The following is a 16,896-nucleotide window of genomic DNA, read 5'->3' as shown; positions in this document are numbered from 1 at the left end:
CCGCGTTTGATACCAACGGTGATGGCATGCTCACGCAGCAAGATGGCGAGGGTGGTGCAGACGTCAACGGTAACGGTGTCGATGATCGGGCAGAAGACTCTGATGGCGATGGACTCTCTAATCCAAACGACGAGGATGACGACAACGACGGCACCTTAGATATCTACGATGCCTTCCCGTTTGATCCTAACGAAGACACAGATACCGACGGCGATGGCGTGGGCGACAATGCCGATGCTTTCCCAACGGATGACACGGAGACCAAAGACACTGACGGTGACGGTGTAGGCGATAACGCGGATGTCTTCCCTGAAGATGCGTCTGAAACAAAAGACACCGACGGTGATGGCGTGGGTGATAACGCTGACGATTTCCCGAATGATGCCAATGAGACGACTGATGCTGATATGGATGGCGTTGGTGACAACGCAGATATCGACCGCGACAACGATGGTTTATCAGACGAGCTTGAACTTCGCACCGAGGCCGCTATTACGGATTGGCCCGTGTTGTACGGTTCAAGCTTCAGCAATGGTGAACTCTCGGCGAATGGCGGTAGCTGGACGTATCAGGCAAACTCCAAACGTTTCTCAGAATACGGCTATCGTGACAACTACCGCTTGAACTTCAAAGTGGTCTCGTTGGGTGCCAATAACATGTTTGGCTTGGGCAAGGTCGAGAGTGGTGCCTACTACTCGGACATTGATTACGCTTCTACATTGTTAACTCCTACCTGTACCTCTACGAGAGCGGCTCTTACATCACTAACTTTGGCAGTGGTAGTGTAGCTGTCGGCGATGTACTGTCGATTGAAGTGAGCAACGGCAACATTACTTACCGTCGTAACGATGATGTGCTGCGTGAAACCACCTACAGCGGAGAAACGCCGGATTTCTACGTCGACTCAAGCTTCTACAACGGTGCAATCCGCCTTACCGACATCAAGTTGACGCCAGCGTCTGGCTCAGGCTTCGCCGTTGATGCCGACAATGATGGCGTAGCGAACGATCTGGATTTGGACTCAGATAACGACACCATCCCTGACGTGGTGGAAGCGGGTCTTGCCGACGCCGATGGCGACTTGATGGTTGATCAAAACAACCTGCAAGGCACAGTGAACCCAGCACCGGATTCAGACGGTGATGGCATCCCAGATTACCTCGACCTCGAAAGTAACAACCCAGAGAACGACGGTACTGCCTTCGACATGCATGGTTATGACTTCGCCGCTTTTGATACTAACGGCGACGGCATGCTTACGCAGCAAGACGGCGAGGGTGGTGCAGACGTCAACGGCAACGGTGTCGATGATCGCGCTGAAGACTCTGATGGCGACGGTATCTCAAATCCAAATGACGAGGATGACGATAACGATGGCACCTTAGATATCTACGATGCCTTCCCGTTTGATCCGAACGAAGACACAGACACCGACGGTGATGGTGTGGGCGACAATGCTGATGCCTTCCCAACGGATGACACGGAGACCAAAGACACAGACGGTGACGGTGTAGGCGACAATTCAGATGTCTTCCCAGAAGATGCGTATGAAACCAAAGACACCGACGGTGATGGTGTCGGTGATAACGCTGACGATTTCCCGAATGATGCCAATGAGACGACTGATGCAGATATGGATGGCGTAGGCGATAACGCTGATATCGACCGCGACAACGATGGTTTATCAGACGAGCTTGAACTTCGCACCGAGGCCGCTATCACCGATTGGCCCGTGTTGTACGGTTCTAGTTATAGCAATGGTGAACTCTCGGCGAATGGCGGTAGCTGGACGTATCAGGCAAACTCCAAACGTTTCTCAGAATACGGCTATCGCGACAATTACCGTCTCAGCTTCACCGTTGCAGGGCCTGGCACCTACAACATGTTCGGATTAGGTAATGCAGAAAGCAGCGCGTCTTATACAGATATTGACTATGCCTTCTACATCGCGGGCAGCTATATCTACATCTACGAAAGTGGGACCTCTCGAAGCTGGTTTGCGCAGATTGCTGTCGGTGATGTGCTGTCAATTGAGGTAAATAACGGCTCAATCGCTTATTACCACAATCAAGATTTGCTGCGTTCGGTGACTTATTCGGGCGAAACGCCAGACTTCTATGTTGATACAAGCTTCTACAGCGGTGCAATCCGTCTGACGGACATCAAGCTAACACCAGCATCAGGAGCTGTGCTCAACACCGATGCAGACAGCGATGGTTATGCCAACGATCGGGATCTGGACTCTGATAATGACACTATCCCAGATATTGTCGAAGCAGGTCTGACTGACCGCGACGGTGATATGCAGGTCGACTATATCTTCCAGCAAGGTATTGTCAGCCCAGCACCTGATAGCGATGGAGACGGTATCCCAGATTTCCTTGATTTGGAAAGCTTGAATGCAGCCAACGACGGCACCGACTATGACATGCATCGTTTTATCTATGCGCAGTACGATACCAATGGCGATGGCATGTTGAATCAGCAGGACGGCGAAGGCGGAGCTGACACCAATAACAATGGCGTTGATGATCGGGCCGAAGATGCCGACAGGGATGGGGTGCTTAACGGCAACGATGATGATGACGACAATGATGGAACCAGGGATCTAGATGACGCATTACCGTTTGATCCAAACGAAACCCGAGATTCAGACGGTGACGGTGTTGGCGACAATGCCGATGCCTTCCCGAATGATGATTCGGAAAGCAAGGACACTGACGGTGATGGCGTGGGGAATAATGTTGATTTAGACAACGACAATGATGGCGTGTCAGATCTCGTTGAATCCCATGCCGATGTGGCGATTACGCGTTGGCCTGTGTTGGTTGGCAACGCCAGATATGGCGATGGAAAACTCAGCGCAAACGGAGGATCTTGGACACATCAAGCAAACTCTGACCGTTTCTCTACATTTGGATTCCGTCGTGACTACCAGTTCAGCTTTGTACTCAACCAATTGGGAACGTACAACATGGTAGGTTTGGGTGACCAAGAGACGAGTGCTTCGTATACCGACATTGATTTCGCGTTCTACTTTGTAGGTTCGACAATTTATATCTACGAAAACGGCAGTTCTCGCGGCACCTTTGGCACCGCAACGGTCGGCGATACCTTTGCTATCAAGGTCAGTGATACAGGCATCAGCTATCTGCAAAACGGCAATGTTCTGCGTGAAGTGAACATCGCGCAGACAGAAGTCGATTACTACGTGGATACCAGCTTCTATAGTGGAGCTTTCGAAATCGGTAACATGAAACTCAGCAGACTATCTACGACCTCGCTAAGCGATGATATGGATGGTGATGGTATTCCCAATGCGCTCGATTTGGACAGCGACAACGATGCCATTCCTGACTTGATTGAAGTAGGACTGCCTGATGCCAACGGCGACTTGAAAGTTGACACTGCAGATCTCGAGGGAAGCGTGACGGCACCACAAGATTCAGATAACGACGGTATTCCTGATTATTTGGACTTAGAGAGCCTCAACCCGGCGAATGATGGCACTGCCTACGACATCGACAACAGTGGCTATTCCTTCTTCGACACAAATGGAGATGGAATGTTAGATGGCACTGATGAGTTTGGTGCTGACGGCAATGGTAATGGTATGGCTGACATAGCGGAAGCTGCGGGGTCATAACTTAACGCCCTGAAAACAAAAAGGGGATGGCATGCGCCATCCCCTTTTTTGTTTAGAACGTCACAATTAAAATCGCTTTTCATTTTCTTGAGTGATCAAATTCTCAATAGCTGTTTTTATTGCATTGTCGGAATTCGACATTGATATATATTTGAAATGTCGAATAACAACGAGAAAGTGATATGGACAATCTGTCACTCACAATAAACAAAGAACAAAACCCTGATACCCAAATGCTTTCTGAGCTTCCACTCATCGAGATGCTTTCACTGCTTAATCAAAATGATGCCGAGGTACCAAAGGCGATTAAAGCAGAGCTTTATAGTATTGAGAAAGTGGTTAATTTGATCACTGAACAGCTGCGAGCTGGTGGCCGCCTGTTTTATGTGGGGGCGGGGACCAGCGGCCGTTTGGGTGTGCTTGATTCCGCAGAATGCCCACCAACGTTTGGTACCGATCCGCAGTTGATCCAATCCATCATTGCGGGTGGTCAGCAGGCCATGCTGCAAGCAGTGGAGAACATCGAGACTGCACGGACTCTGCTCCGAATGAATTACAATTGCGCGGCTTAAACAGTAACGATGTTGTTGTTGGTATTGCTGCAAGTGGCAGAACGCCGTTTGTCCTATCTGGCCTTGAATATGCACGAGAAGTGGGGGCGAAAACCGTTGCCATTACTACGCGTGGACATGGGCTTGTGTGTGAATATGCGGATCTCTCAATTTGTCCCGATGTAGGCCCAGAAGTATTGGCAGGCTCTACTCGAATGAAAAGTGGCTCTGCACAAAAGCTTCTGCTTGGCATGATCAGCACCTCAGTGATGATTCAGCTTGGTAAAGTCCACGGCAACTTGATGATTGATGTTAAGCCGACCAACGAAAAACTCCGTGTTCGCGCCCAACATATGGTGATGCAGATTTGCGATGTGAAAGAAAGCGTTGCGCAAAGACTGCTTGAAGATGTTGGTTATAGCGTTCGCGCCGCAGTATTGCTCCATTCTATTGATATTTCGCCTGCAGAAGCAAAAGCGATTGCTTCTGAACCTTATCGTTCGCTCAATGAGCAATTGGACCAAGGAAAGTAGTATGGCTAATAAGATTGAACACCTAGAAGTCATTGCAGATGGTATTGAACAATACATCGGTGGTTTTGGAAACGTCGCAACACTGACCAATTGTATGACGCGTGTGCGCGTGGTGCTAAAAGACCGTTCAATGTTTAACGCGGATGAGCTTAAAAAGATTGAAGGCGTAAAAGGTGTCGTAGATGCCGGTGAACAATTCCAAATCATCGTCGGTATGGGCACGGCTGCAAAAGTGGCGGGTGTGCTCACCAAACGTCTAAGTAAGCTCGGTGTCGCTCCTTCAGGTGCAGAGGCAGAAAAGCAGCCTATGACAGTGCGTAAAGCCCTAAATACATTGGCAGCGATATTTGTACCAACTATCCCAGCATTGATTGGCTGTGGTCTCGTTCTGGGTATCGTGAACATATTCAAATTGGTATCGCCTGATTTTGTTGCAGCCCATGCCAGCATTTTTGAATTGTTCAACGTGGTTGGACGCGCTGTGTTCGCGGTGCTTTCGATCATGATTGGTATGAACACAGCTAAAGAGCTTCAAGCCTCTCCAGCGATAGGTGCGGTGATGGCAGCCATTTTGGCAAGCCCAGCGTTAGCCAACATTGAACTGTTCGGCGCAAAAATGGTGCCGGGTGGTGGCGGTATGTTTGCCGTTTTGTTGGTGTGTATCTTCTCGTCGAAATTTGAGCTGTGGTTCCGCAGTCGTGTAAAAGAAAGCCTTGACCTCATTTTGACACCAACCGTTACCATCATTGTGTCTTCAGCCGTTGCGTTGATGATCCTTCAACCGATCGCGCACTCAGTTAACATGTGGCTCGGTAACGTTGTCTCTGTGGCTTTGCTGAACGATTCTGCAGGTTCTGTTGCGGTAGGTGGCGTATTAGGCGGTGGTTTCCTGTTCTTATTGCTGACAGGTTTGCATCAAGGTTTGATTCCAATTCATGCGCAAATTCTTGAAACTTTTGGTTTAAACTACTTGTTCCCAATTCTTGCAATGGGGGGTATGGGTCAAGTGGGTGCAGCAGCGTACGTGTACCTTAAAACCAAGAACCAACGCTTGAAGAAAACCATTACAGGCGCGTTGCCAGTGGGTATTTTAGGCGTTGGCGAACCCTTGTTGTTCGGTGTGTCTCTGCCTCTGGGTAAAACCTTCATCGCTGGATGTATCGGTGGTTTTGCGGGCGGTGCGGTCATGGCCGCGTTCAAAGTGGGCATTATTATCCCATTTGGTACCGCAGGCTTGTCGCTGATCCCACTGGTGGGTGAAGGCCAAATTCTCCATTTCATGCTCGCGGTATTGAGTGCATGGGTAGTGGGCTTCATCGCATCAATTGCGTTGGGCTTTACAGAGCCGAAAGAATAAGAAAGGTCAGGATCCGGTGACGGCCGGATCCTATACCCAAGCTGCTCGTGCGCCCTTAAACATCAACGCACAGGGGGCTTGGTTATAGGTGACAAAGTGATAGGAAGCGGATGAACACTCTGGTAAATAAAGTTAAAGCGTTGCTCTATTCTACGAATGTAAATGAGCAGAAAATCTCCCAGTTTATTGTCGACCTTGGTTTTGATCTGGCGGAGCAGAGTGCAACAAAAGTTGGGGCGCAATTAGGGATCAGCGATTCCTCGATTATCCGTTATGCAAAAGGCTTAGGGTGTACCGGTTTTCCCGATCTAAAACTCAAGCTGGCTGGAGCTGCGGCACAACAGGTTGCTACACAAACGCCTTCCCACACCATTTACGAAGAAATCTCTTCCAGCGATAGCACTGACGTCATTCTTGGTAAATCTAAGCAATTGTTTACCGACAAAATTGAGCAGTCATTGAGCCTGATAGATCCAGAGGTGATTGACCAATGCGCTGAGGCGATTCTGACGAGCGGTAAAATCGTACTAACGGGTATTGGTGCCTCAGCAATTGTGGCGTCTGACATTAACCACAAACTGATTCGGACCGGTTTAAACGTTCACTTCAATTCGGATTACCATTCTCAGATTGTTCAGGCTTCTTTGTTGACGGAGAAAGATCTTCTTATCGTAATCTCTGCGCGAGGTGAAACGCCTGAGGTCATTGTGGCTATCGAAAAAGCGAAAGAGGCTGGGGCGAAGGTGCTCGCTTTGACGCGTTTTGGCAAAGGTAAAGTCGCTCAGATGTCGGATTATGTGTTGCCTTACAGTTACTCAGAGACACATGAACAGTTAGGGATGGTGACATCGCAATTGCTACAAATGGTGGCGTTTGATGTGTTGTTCTTCAAACTCAATACCCTCATTGACCAAGGTAAGATGTCCAAGGCGCTTCGTACCATTCGTACGATTCAAAAATAGGTGAATCGACATGAAAATGGGAAAAGAACCTGACTACCGCTTCTCGTTAGCCAATGAGCGCACCTTCTTAGCGTGGATACGCACATCACTGGCGTTTTTGGCGACGGCTATCGGCATTGATATTCTTTCCTCACAAACGGGGGACACCTTTCCAATTTACGCAAATTGGTTACCTGCGGTCTTGGCGTTGGTGTCAATTGGAACGGGTGGTTGGGCGTTCTATCGCTGGTATAAGAATGAAAAGGCGATGCGCTTAGACTTACCGTTTCACTACAGCAAAAGCTGGTGGCACTTACCATTGTGGTGTTGTTGGTGAGTGTCTCCATTGCGTTTGTGAGCATGGCATGACAAGTTGTGTAGAGCGTGATCCTGGACTTCAGCGAGAAAGAAGTCAGTTGGCATGGACACGCTCGGGCTTAACACTGTGCGCTGCTGTCGTTTTGCTGTTAAAACTGCATATTTTGTCGATGTTGGGCATTATCACAACACTTTGTTTGGCATGGTTTGCCCTGCGCACGGTCGTAAGACGTAAGCATCTGATTGCAATCCAACTGTCTGTCGTGGGGCGAACGGAATTACTGCGAAAAGTGGCACTGTCGCTTTTCGTAATATCCATGGGTGTTGTTGCTTTTCTTTCTTTTATCATCCCGTTGATTCGCCAGCCCGCTTGATGTCAACCCACGGCCTTTCTCATTTGTGAAATAGCCTCGCTTTACAGACTGCCACATCGTTGCAACACTTTAGTGAGTTGTATGAGGTGAAGTAGTAAAGATGAGCGCGTATTATTCCACGTTGAGCGGCTGGATAATCCCTGTAACTCGAGCAATGAAAGCTCTGGATATTGAGCCCAACAGTACTCTTGAACAATTCAACATCGACCCCGCAGAAGTCAATGATCCTGAGGGGCGCATCTGCGTAGTGAGTTTGGGTAACCTGTTCGAGTACTGCAATAAGCAGGTGCCAGATCGCCAGTTCAACATCGAAGTTGCGCGTCATTTTCACCCATCAGCTTTGCATGCCTTAGGGTATGCCGTTCAGTCTGCTTACAGTCTCCAAGAAGCACTAGAGCGCGTCTCACAGTACAAACGTGTTGTATCAAATTGCAGCAACATGGAGACCTACGAAGATGGCGATGAACTTGTCGTGGAGTTTAAAGTCTATCGCTATCCTGACAGCGGACGCTATGTGCTTTCTCCAGACTTGATTGAGTCGTTTCTTGCGACGTTGGTTCAGGTGGCGCGTGATTTAGTGGACGGTGGGTTAGACCCGCTACGAGTGCAGATTGCAGTGCCAGAACCTGTCTCAAACAGCGAATCCGTTACAGCCTTTTTTAATTGCCCCGTAGAGTACAACGCCGACCGTATAGCCGTGATTCTTGATTTGACGCAAGCGAAGCAACGCGCGTTAGGCAACAACCCTGTTATGAATCAAGTGCATATGGAAATGCTCAATCAGTCATGAGCCGTGTAGACAGAACAAATCTGACTTACCTCATTGAAAATAAGATCCTTGAAGATCTTCCGGTCGGCGCACCGTCTCAAACAGATGTTGCAAAGCATTTGGGACTGAGTTTACGAAACCTCCAGCGCAAACTGAGTGATCAAGGCACCTGTTATAAAGACATCCTTGATTCCACTCGCAAGCGCTTAACCTTGAATTACATCAAGCAGCCACACCTAAGCATCAGTGAAATCGGCTATCTAGTCGGTTTTTCTAATGTCGCTAATTTCAACCGTGCATTTCGTCGTTGGGTGGGGTGTGCGCCGGGTGAATACAGACAAAAATACCTCGCAGAAAACACGATTTCTGACGTCCCTCAAGCCGCACAAGCGTCACGATAAGCAACCGCAACTAAGTAACTTTATGACTATTTAATAGATAGTTAGGTACGCGTGTGCTTGTGTCTTTCCATTCTCTTCAATGACAAACCTTTGGCGTGAATGAACAATGGCAAGCTGCTGTCATCACTCATAGTGTTTACTCGAGCACTTTCTGAATATCCGCTCTGACATGAAAAGGGGACTGGATTTGGAAAGCCCGCGTTTGACACGAGGAGTATTCAATGACAAATGCAGAGCACATCTCTGAGATTGCAACGTTAGATAATGTCGTCAGTCCAGACAAAGTACGTCTCCTTCAACTATTGCAAACCCAGAAAGCGGCGTTTCTTGCAGAACCTTATCCTAGCTATCGATCGCGCATTGATGATTTAAAGCGGCTTAAAGCCGCGATATTGGCATCAAAAGAAACACTGCTATCGGCGTTAGAAAAGGATTTTCACTACAGAAGCCATGATGAGAGCCTGCTTGGTGATATTTTTTCGTCGCTGTCGAGTATCGACTATGCCACTAAACACCTTCGCCAGTGGATGAAACCACAAAAACGCCACGTAGGCGTTGTTTTTCAGCCCGCTAAAGCTGAGGTACTTTATCAACCGCGTGGCGTTGTTGGGATTATTTCTCCTTGGAATTACCCTGTCTTTCTCACCATAGGCCCTCTGGTTGCCGCGATTGCCGCGGGTAATAGAGCAATGATCAAAGTATCCGAATTTACGCCTCATACCAACACGGTACTGAGACATCTGTTGGGTGAAGTGTTTTCTCAAGATAAGGTTTGCGTCGTTCATGGTGAAACGGACGTTGCCCAGGCTTTCTCCTCACTACCGTTCGACCACCTCCTGTTTACGGGATCAACACAGGTAGGCCGACATGTTATGAAAGCGGCCTCAGAAAACCTCGTTTCCGTTACCCTCGAACTTGGGGGGAAATCTCCCGTCATTATTGATAACAACATTTCACTTGATGCTGCCGTGTCGAGATTTATTTACGGAAAGACGATGAATGCAGGACAGACTTGCGTGGCACCAGACTACATTTATTGCCCCAAAAACCGGGTAGATGAATTGGTTGATGCGATTAAAACACGTTATCTCGCGATGTATCCGTCAATAGATGGATGTAACAAGCGCACGCGTGTGATTAATCATCGTCAATACACGCGATTGCAAGGGTATCTCGAAGAGGCGAGCAATTTGGGGGCAAACGTCATCCCGCTCGGAGACGTGGCATCTGATGAAACGAGTTGCTTCATGCCACTGACGTTAATCACTGGCGCGGATCAATCCATGGCCGTGATGAGGGAGGAAATCTTTGGACCGATATTACCAATTGTTGCCTACGACAACATTGAACAGGTTATTGCTTCCATCAATGAAAACTCTCGACCGCTAGGGCTTTACATTCAAAGCCATGACAAAGCTTTTCAAAACAAAGTGCTAAGAGAAACCCATGCGGGAGGTGTTTGCATTAATGATGCGGCGTTCCATGTTGTGGTTGATGATCTGCCATTTGGCGGGATCGGGGAGTCGGGCATGGGAAGTTACCACGGTGTCGAAGGCTTCCGAACTTTCTCGCATGCCAAATCCTTGTTTAAACGTGGACGAATTTGCTTTAGCGACATGTTATTTCCCCCTTATGGGAAGAAGATCCACGACTTGTTTTATCGCTTTTTCATTCGATAAAAGTTAGCTGCTATGACGGAGGAATAGATTGTGAAGGATGACAATACAGCGAGAGAAATTCGAAATTTGGCCAATTTTGTAGAAACCGCATGCGAACATTTTGGTGACAAAACGGCGTTTGTATGCGGAGAGGACGTATTAACTTATAGAGACGTTGAAGAAAAATCCCGCGCTTTGGCGAGTTGGTTTCAGCACCACACCTCGTTAAAACCCGGAGACAGAGTGGCAATTCAACTGCCAAATATCTTGGGATTCCCAATTGCGGCATTTGCTGCGTTACGAGCAGGTCTGATCTTGGTGAATACAAACCCACTTTATACGCAGAGAGAAATGCTTCACCAATTCAAAGACTCTGGGGCGAAGGCGATAGTGATTTTTACGCCGCTTTCTCGCAAGCTGGCGGCCATTATCGATGAAACTGACATTAGTGTTGTCATTCACTCTCATTCTGAAGAGTTTCCGACGATGATGGCGCGTCACAGAGTACAGCAAATTGATATGGGGAGTATTTTGGCTGGCGGCGGAGGGATGACCTTAAAACCCGTCAACATACTACCCGATGATATTTGCATGCTTCAATATACCGGAGGGACTACAGGTTTAGCGAAAGGTGCTTGCCTGACAAACTACTCGGTCATCTATAACATGTTTCAGACAGCAGAAAGACTGGCTGATACTTCAGACCCAGGAAGCGAGTTGTATGTTTGTCCGCTTCCGCTTTATCACATCTATGCGTTTTCAGTGAATTTGATCCTTTTCTTCTGTCAGGGAAATACAAACATCCTGATCCCCAACCCGCGAGACCTCGACAGCTTTGTAGAACTTATCAAACCACATAAATTCACTGGCTTCGCCGGGATAAATACCTTGTTTGTCGGGCTTTGTAACCATGAGGGTTTTAAGCAACTCGACTTCTCTGAACTCAAACTAACCCTTTCTGGTGGCACTGCTCTTGTAGAAAGTGCAAGGCTTGCATGGAAAGAGGTGACGGGTTGTTCCATCACAGAAGGTTACGGGATGTCAGAAACGTCCCCAGTGATTTCATTGAATTACCCAGGCGAGGAGCATTACGGGACGGTTGGTCCTCCGTTGAATGGGACTCAACTCGAAATTTGGGACGTGAACAACAAGTCTTTGCCCGAAGGTGAGGTTGGCGAAATCGTTATCAAAGGTGACTTGGTGATGCAAGGGTATTGGAATAACCCTGAAGAAACCAAGAACGCCATTTCCCCAGATGGTTATTTTAAAACCGGAGATATGGGACGGATCTTAGAAGACGGATGTATTGAAATCGTGGATCGTCTGAAAGACATGGTGATTGTCTCTGGTTTCAACGTCTACCCAAGTGAGGTGGAACATGTACTCTGCTCGCATGGCGATGTGCTTGAGGCCGCGGTGATTGGTGTACCTGATACGCAAACTGGAGAGTCAGTTCGTGCCTACATTACTGCTAATCCAGAGCTAGACCTTGCTGAGTTGACGGCGTACTGCCGTGAAAATCTGACGCCTTATAAGGTGCCAAAGGAAATCGTTATTGTTACTGAACTGCCAAAGACAGCGGTAGGTAAAATCCTTCGTAAAGACCTGCGAGCCATCGCAGAGAAAGTCGCAACATAATCTTTTTTGTCCTAGCCGTTGTAAGTTCGCCCCGAGTCCGTCGGGGCTTTTTTTGTTTGTAGAAATGTCGTTGAACGCGAAGGCATTGCGCGCTGTTAAGTGAAGAATATAGGCGAAGTGTTGGATGTGCCGAACCTAAAAAAGCCCGCTAAGCGGGCTTTTTGCTTACATTCGTCAGTATCAGAATCGATAGTTTACCTGTGCGCCCAAAATTAGGAGGTGACCTTTTGTCTGATAGCTATGGTCTGCCGCAAACAGACTTGTTTCTGTATAGGTTTCGTCTGAGCGGTCCATGTAAGCCAGCCCTACGTCAAGCGACCAATCAGATGAAGGCGCGTAATTCATGCCGACCGAATACCAATATGCGTCTTGGTCAGGAATGCTCAACGTTGTCTTGCCAGCCTTTTCATCTAACGCGAAACCCGCACGAAGTTTGATAATTGGGTTGAGCTGATATGTTGCTCCAATCGCCCAACGCCAAGCGTCGCTATATTCCTCAGGTTTTCTAAAACACACACCAGCATTAACAGAACAACCAGAGCCAGTGGCCTTAAACTCTGTGTACTCGCTCCATTGTGTCCACAGCGCGCTGTAGTGTATGGCTAGTTTGGTATTGAGTTGATGGAAGCCAGATAGCTCAATGATAGTTGGGAGAGGCACTGTCGAACTGGCAGATACTTTACCGCCTCCCGGTACGGCAACGACACCGGGTGTAAAGTCCGTAAAGTCTCCGTCCAGCTTGAGATCAACGCTCGCGCGGTAAGAGAGGCCAAAGCGATTGTTCTCATCCAGTTCTACCAAGCACCCGCATTCCAGCCAAACGCCCAATCTTCACCTTTCCAGCTTAGTAACGGATCAGATGCATTCTTACCAAAATTACCCGCACCACCACCAAAATGACGATTCACTTCACCAGTGGCGTAAATCAGACTAATGCCAGCACCGACACTCAGCATTGGGTTCACTTTGTAAGCCACAGCAGGATTAAAGTTCACCGAGAGCAATTCTGTGTCACCTGCAATATCGCCAGCGAGGAAGTTATCATCGAAATCTGTGCCTAGGCCGTAATTTGAATACACACCCAAGCCAACAGCCAGCCTATCGCTAAGAGGATGCACGTAATAAGTAGCTGGAACGACATTTGATGGCACCGTATCTTTAGATGATTGCAGGGCATTACTGCCGGTTACATCAATGGATGCGTCAAAGTAGATTAATGACCCTGACAACTCAGGGCGGTCAAACAGCGTCATTGTTGCAGGGTTTCTCCCCATTGATGCTGCGCTGTCTCCAATGGCCGCCTCGCCAGCGTATGCGCGTCCCAGACCACCGACGGAATCAAATGCTATCTGATACCCTGCAGCATTAGCGGTTCCTGCAGTGAGTGTAGTAACCACAAAAAGTGCGGTACGTGAAAAAGTAAACTTAGAATGATGTGACCCTACCATTTTTACCTCCATGGTAACGTTCCAAAATTAGGCGGTGTTTCCTTGTTAGAAATAGTGCCAACTTGATGGTAGAAGTCAGTAAAATCAGGGGTTAGTCCGAGCATGCCACGCCACTGTCTCTCGGCGTATTTTGTTGCGAGCTATCAATAATGAAACAGTGAAAAATGACACCTCTAATTATCTGAAAAATAGTGTAATTAACTTCATTATTTTAGTTTTGTATAATTTAAATGCTGCTGACGACCTAAAAGAGAAAAACCAGACTGATTTGATCAGTCTGGTTTTTATGCTCACTCAATTTTCTACTATGCGTGTACGTAACGTATGAAGTGATCCATTAACAAAAACTCACTTTGAAGATTGGAGAACATGGCATCGAATTGTGTATCTTCAGGGCTGTTCTTCACAATCTCTTTTGCGAAATCGACAATTTGTTCATCCTTGACAGTTTTGGACTGCAGGACATTTCGCTTCACGGTGACAAAGACTTCTTGTTCAGCAGGAGAGAGGTTTAAGTGTGCATACTCCTGCTTGAGCTGTTCTTCAATCGTTTGGCGAGACGTTGCCATCACTTCGCGTTCAGGGTTAGTGGACATGTTTACCTGAGAAAGTACCGCACATGCACTGGTAGCGATCGCGATTTTCTTCATGGAGTCACGACGGGAAAGATCGACCTTTTTCATTTTGCGTCTCCTCTTAGTTCCAAGGACTAACAGTGATTGTGGATGGCATTCTTAAGTCATAGGACCAGCGACGGCGACCATTTTTCTCACGGATTTCGTCGTCTAGTGCTTTCAAACTTGTTTGGAATACATCCAATAGTGGGTAAACGTTTGGATCATGTTTGAACTGACCTTTTGGATACTTACCCAGCGATCGGTGCCAATCTTCAGGTAAATCTGTAAAGATGCGAGAGAAGAAGAACAAGCCTGCACCGACGTTCATTGGTGGGCATACGTTTAACCAATCTCGCTCTGTATAACCGACATTCGGGTCAATAGGGTGGTCGCGATAGAAGCCCAGAGAACCAATCTTCATGTTCGACACTAGACTTGCGAACCCGTGGTTCACGGACATCCAGTAAATGATGCTGGAAACGATATTCACTAATTCCTCAATCGTATCAGCGCGGCTAGGGAAGCCTTTTACTTGACCAAAGTGATTGGTTTCGTAAAGGAACATCTTTAATTCTTCATCGTTTACCACGTCAGCGTCAGAGTGATAGTACAGGCGCAAGTAACCATCGACCCATTCACGGATGATAGGCATCAACTTGTTATCATCGTGCTGAGGGTAGTCGTCAATTTGTGCCAGAATCGGGTCGCTATTTTTGTCTACGGGTGTGCTGTGTTCAAAGAAGTGATAGTGATTTTTACGGCGCAATGTCGACATCACAAACGTCTCACTACTAAAGCCAGATAAACGTTCAATAGCACCTGTCAACAGACCATTAAACGGGTTTCCATAGGTAGCGGGCTGCCCAGCAAGCGTTGCGCCAACTTCAAAGATACCAGTGTGGTTATTGGTGACCAATGCCATAAGGTGGGTATCCAGCAAGGGTCTCAGTGGATGGTACTCGGTAATGTTACGGAAGTAAGCGATAGGAATTGGGCCCAGATATACGTGGGTAGACAGGTGATCTACCACGCCTGCCATAGACAGCATGGTGGTTACTGAGCTTTTCGCCATTTGCCATGCCCAGTAGTTGTCACCCGCAGTGATGATTTTAGACGGTGGATTCTTGTTGCCGCCGTATCCAAATATGCCGAGGAAGAACCAACCAATGTCTTCCCAAAAACCACTATGCTGGGGCGTTTGCGTAGGCTGAATAGCAACGGTTTTAAGCTGTTTACTTCCTTGAGGTATCGCAAACAAAGTGATGCCTGCATGTAAGCGGGCACCCCAATTATCCCAGTTTCTAGCGGCGACGGTTTCTTTGTGGAAGTCTTTGAAATCCAGTAAGAATAAACGGCCTTGTGCCATGGCTTGGTCGAGATCGTCTAGCTCAAATCCCGGGGCACGGCGGAACTGTTCGTTTGTGATCGGGAAATTGCTTTGATGCGCAGTAAAAGGCTTCAAGTAGTTAAATACGGGCGTAGGCGTTGCCGTCACGAGCCACGAAACTAAATCATCGGATTGGTGGTCTCGGTCGTATGGTGCGCGCGGCCATTGCTTAATACGATCTTCATAGTAGGGGTGTGTGGTACAAAAAGTAGGATAGAAGTCGAGTTCTTGAAGGTTGTTACATTTGCGACTTGGAAGTAATACGAGAATAGGGTCCATGATCTCGATGCTTATCACTTCAGGGCTATCAACCCACTGACTGTATACAGCGGTGAGCAGTTTTGAAATTTTTGCGGCAATACCTTCAGATGTAACGATGGTCCAGAAATTCTTTTCGATGTAAGCGATAGTGCCTTCGAAGAGGCGGACGCCGGAAAAATACTCTGAGGCATCGTCAACACCAAAATTGTACTCCAACTCGTCTAAGGCTCCGCGGTGGCGCCAAATCTTTGCATTCTGGACATCGTCACATGTCACGTTGCCGTGAACGACGGCTCCGGGAAGCTCTAGATACTCATAGGTATTATCGCCCCTCGCTTTTACGAGAGCTCTCGCTCGGGCATCTGTGCTAACAGTATCGTGTTGAGGTAGTGATACGGGTGGATAGCCAGGTGTGAGTTTTTCGTCACCACCCAGTCCGACTTCCGGCCCTCCTTGCAGAAGTTGTGCGATTGGACTTAGCCCATCATGACATCTTGGTTTGTTGAAAAAGCGGGCAGAACGTTGTTGCGCTGCTGCTTCCTCCGCACCTTTTTCTGGTACGTTTAACAGCTTTCGCAGTTCCTCGATTTTGTTATCGCTCATAACTTCATCCCTATATTGCTCGAAGATGACTTTCTGATGATGTTATTCAAGCGCGGACAAGAAGTTGTTTAAAGCAATGCCGTACTGTGTCTAACAAGTATTCAGAAAGTATCCAAACCTTCAGATATACAAAATAAATAATGTTTGGCTTCAGCAACCTACTTGTGTTTTATCTCATCAATCAGACTGATAAAAACGCAAGCCTATTGTTGCATTTATGTAAAGCACCAAAAGACGTTAGCAGTACAGGGGATATTTCTGTTTATCTAAACATGTATAAAAGTTGTCTCAACACTCCGAGTGTAATAATGAAAGAGAAAAATATAATGTTTTATAAAACTACAACTTCATGTTTTTATTATTCAAATCGATTGGTAGCACTCGATCTATAACG

The 16,896-nt window shown here is 47.5% G+C and carries 13 protein-coding genes and 2 pseudogenes; 12 read left to right on the top strand and 3 right to left on the bottom strand.

Annotated features, from left to right (window positions below; genetic code table 11):
- The 12 genes and pseudogenes from ATN88_RS26210 to ATN88_RS19365 form a co-directional block, all read left to right on the top strand.
- Window positions 1-788, top strand: a pseudogene (locus ATN88_RS26210) (hypothetical protein); the annotation flags it as partial.
- A gap of 26 nt (window positions 789-814) precedes the next feature.
- Entirely contained in the window at window positions 815-3,646 is a 2,832-nt protein-coding gene (locus tag ATN88_RS26205) for a hypothetical protein (RefSeq protein WP_067419294.1), read from the top strand.
- A gap of 182 nt (window positions 3,647-3,828) precedes the next feature.
- Window positions 3,829-4,218, top strand: coding sequence for an N-acetylmuramic acid 6-phosphate etherase family protein (locus ATN88_RS27750; RefSeq protein WP_232313420.1), 390 nt, complete (start codon window positions 3,829-3,831; stop codon window positions 4,216-4,218).
- Window positions 4,119-4,730, top strand: coding sequence for an N-acetylmuramic acid 6-phosphate etherase (locus ATN88_RS19400; protein WP_232313428.1), 612 nt, complete (start codon window positions 4,119-4,121; stop codon window positions 4,728-4,730). Before ATN88_RS27750 ends, ATN88_RS19400 begins: the two co-directional genes overlap by 100 nt.
- Window position 4,731: 1 nt before the next feature.
- A complete protein-coding gene (locus ATN88_RS19395) occupies window positions 4,732-6,087 on the top strand; it encodes a PTS transporter subunit EIIC (RefSeq protein ID WP_067419293.1) in 1,356 nt (451 codons plus the stop codon).
- A gap of 110 nt (window positions 6,088-6,197) precedes the next feature.
- A complete protein-coding gene (locus tag ATN88_RS19390) occupies window positions 6,198-7,049 on the top strand; it encodes a MurR/RpiR family transcriptional regulator (RefSeq protein WP_067419292.1) in 852 nt (283 codons plus the stop codon).
- Window positions 7,050-7,059: 10 nt separating this feature from the next.
- Complete coding sequence (locus ATN88_RS19385) at window positions 7,060-7,365, top strand: YidH family protein (RefSeq protein WP_232313419.1); 306 nt, start codon at window positions 7,060-7,062, stop codon at window positions 7,363-7,365.
- A 28-nt stretch (window positions 7,366-7,393) separates the two neighbouring features.
- A complete protein-coding gene (locus ATN88_RS19380) occupies window positions 7,394-7,720 on the top strand; it encodes a DUF202 domain-containing protein (protein ID WP_067419291.1) in 327 nt (108 codons plus the stop codon).
- Between the two features lie 100 nt (window positions 7,721-7,820).
- The gene (locus ATN88_RS27745; RefSeq protein ID WP_232313418.1) at window positions 7,821-8,510 is read left to right on the top strand and encodes an AraC family transcriptional regulator ligand-binding domain-containing protein; all 690 of its coding nucleotides are present in this window, start codon (window positions 7,821-7,823) and stop codon (window positions 8,508-8,510) included.
- Window positions 8,507-8,890: a helix-turn-helix transcriptional regulator gene (locus ATN88_RS27740; protein ID WP_232313417.1), complete on the top strand. Its 384-nt coding sequence runs from the start codon at window positions 8,507-8,509 to the stop codon at window positions 8,888-8,890. The genes ATN88_RS27745 and ATN88_RS27740 overlap by 4 nt, the downstream gene beginning before the upstream one ends.
- A gap of 221 nt (window positions 8,891-9,111) precedes the next feature.
- A complete protein-coding gene (locus ATN88_RS19370; RefSeq protein ID WP_067419290.1) occupies window positions 9,112-10,569 on the top strand; it encodes a coniferyl aldehyde dehydrogenase in 1,458 nt (485 codons plus the stop codon).
- Window positions 10,570-10,599: 30 nt separating this feature from the next.
- Window positions 10,600-12,186 (top strand): AMP-binding protein, encoded by a 1,587-nt coding sequence (locus ATN88_RS19365; protein WP_067419289.1) that lies wholly within the window; start codon window positions 10,600-10,602, stop codon window positions 12,184-12,186.
- A 180-nt stretch (window positions 12,187-12,366) separates the two neighbouring features.
- On the opposite strand, the pseudogene ATN88_RS19360 reads toward ATN88_RS19365, so the two are convergent.
- The 3 genes and pseudogenes from ATN88_RS19360 to ATN88_RS19350 all read right to left on the bottom strand — a co-directional run bounded on the left by ATN88_RS19360 (window position 12,367) and on the right by ATN88_RS19350 (window position 16,502).
- A pseudogene (locus ATN88_RS19360) lies at window positions 12,367-13,634 on the bottom strand (outer membrane protein transport protein).
- A gap of 305 nt (window positions 13,635-13,939) precedes the next feature.
- Window positions 13,940-14,317, bottom strand: coding sequence for a hypothetical protein (locus tag ATN88_RS19355; protein WP_067419288.1), 378 nt, complete (start codon window positions 14,315-14,317; stop codon window positions 13,940-13,942).
- Between the two features lie 13 nt (window positions 14,318-14,330).
- On the bottom strand, window positions 14,331-16,502 hold the full coding sequence (locus ATN88_RS19350; RefSeq protein WP_067419287.1) for a lipoxygenase family protein: 2,172 nt from the start codon (window positions 16,500-16,502) through the stop codon (window positions 14,331-14,333).
- Window positions 16,503-16,896: the final 394 nt, after the last annotated feature.

It is taken from the genome of Enterovibrio coralii (assembly GCF_001559595.1).
Taxonomy (GTDB): domain Bacteria; phylum Pseudomonadota; class Gammaproteobacteria; order Enterobacterales; family Vibrionaceae; genus Enterovibrio; species Enterovibrio coralii.
Note: the sequence above shows the minus strand (reverse complement) of the source record. Positions and strands in the feature narration are given on the sequence as shown.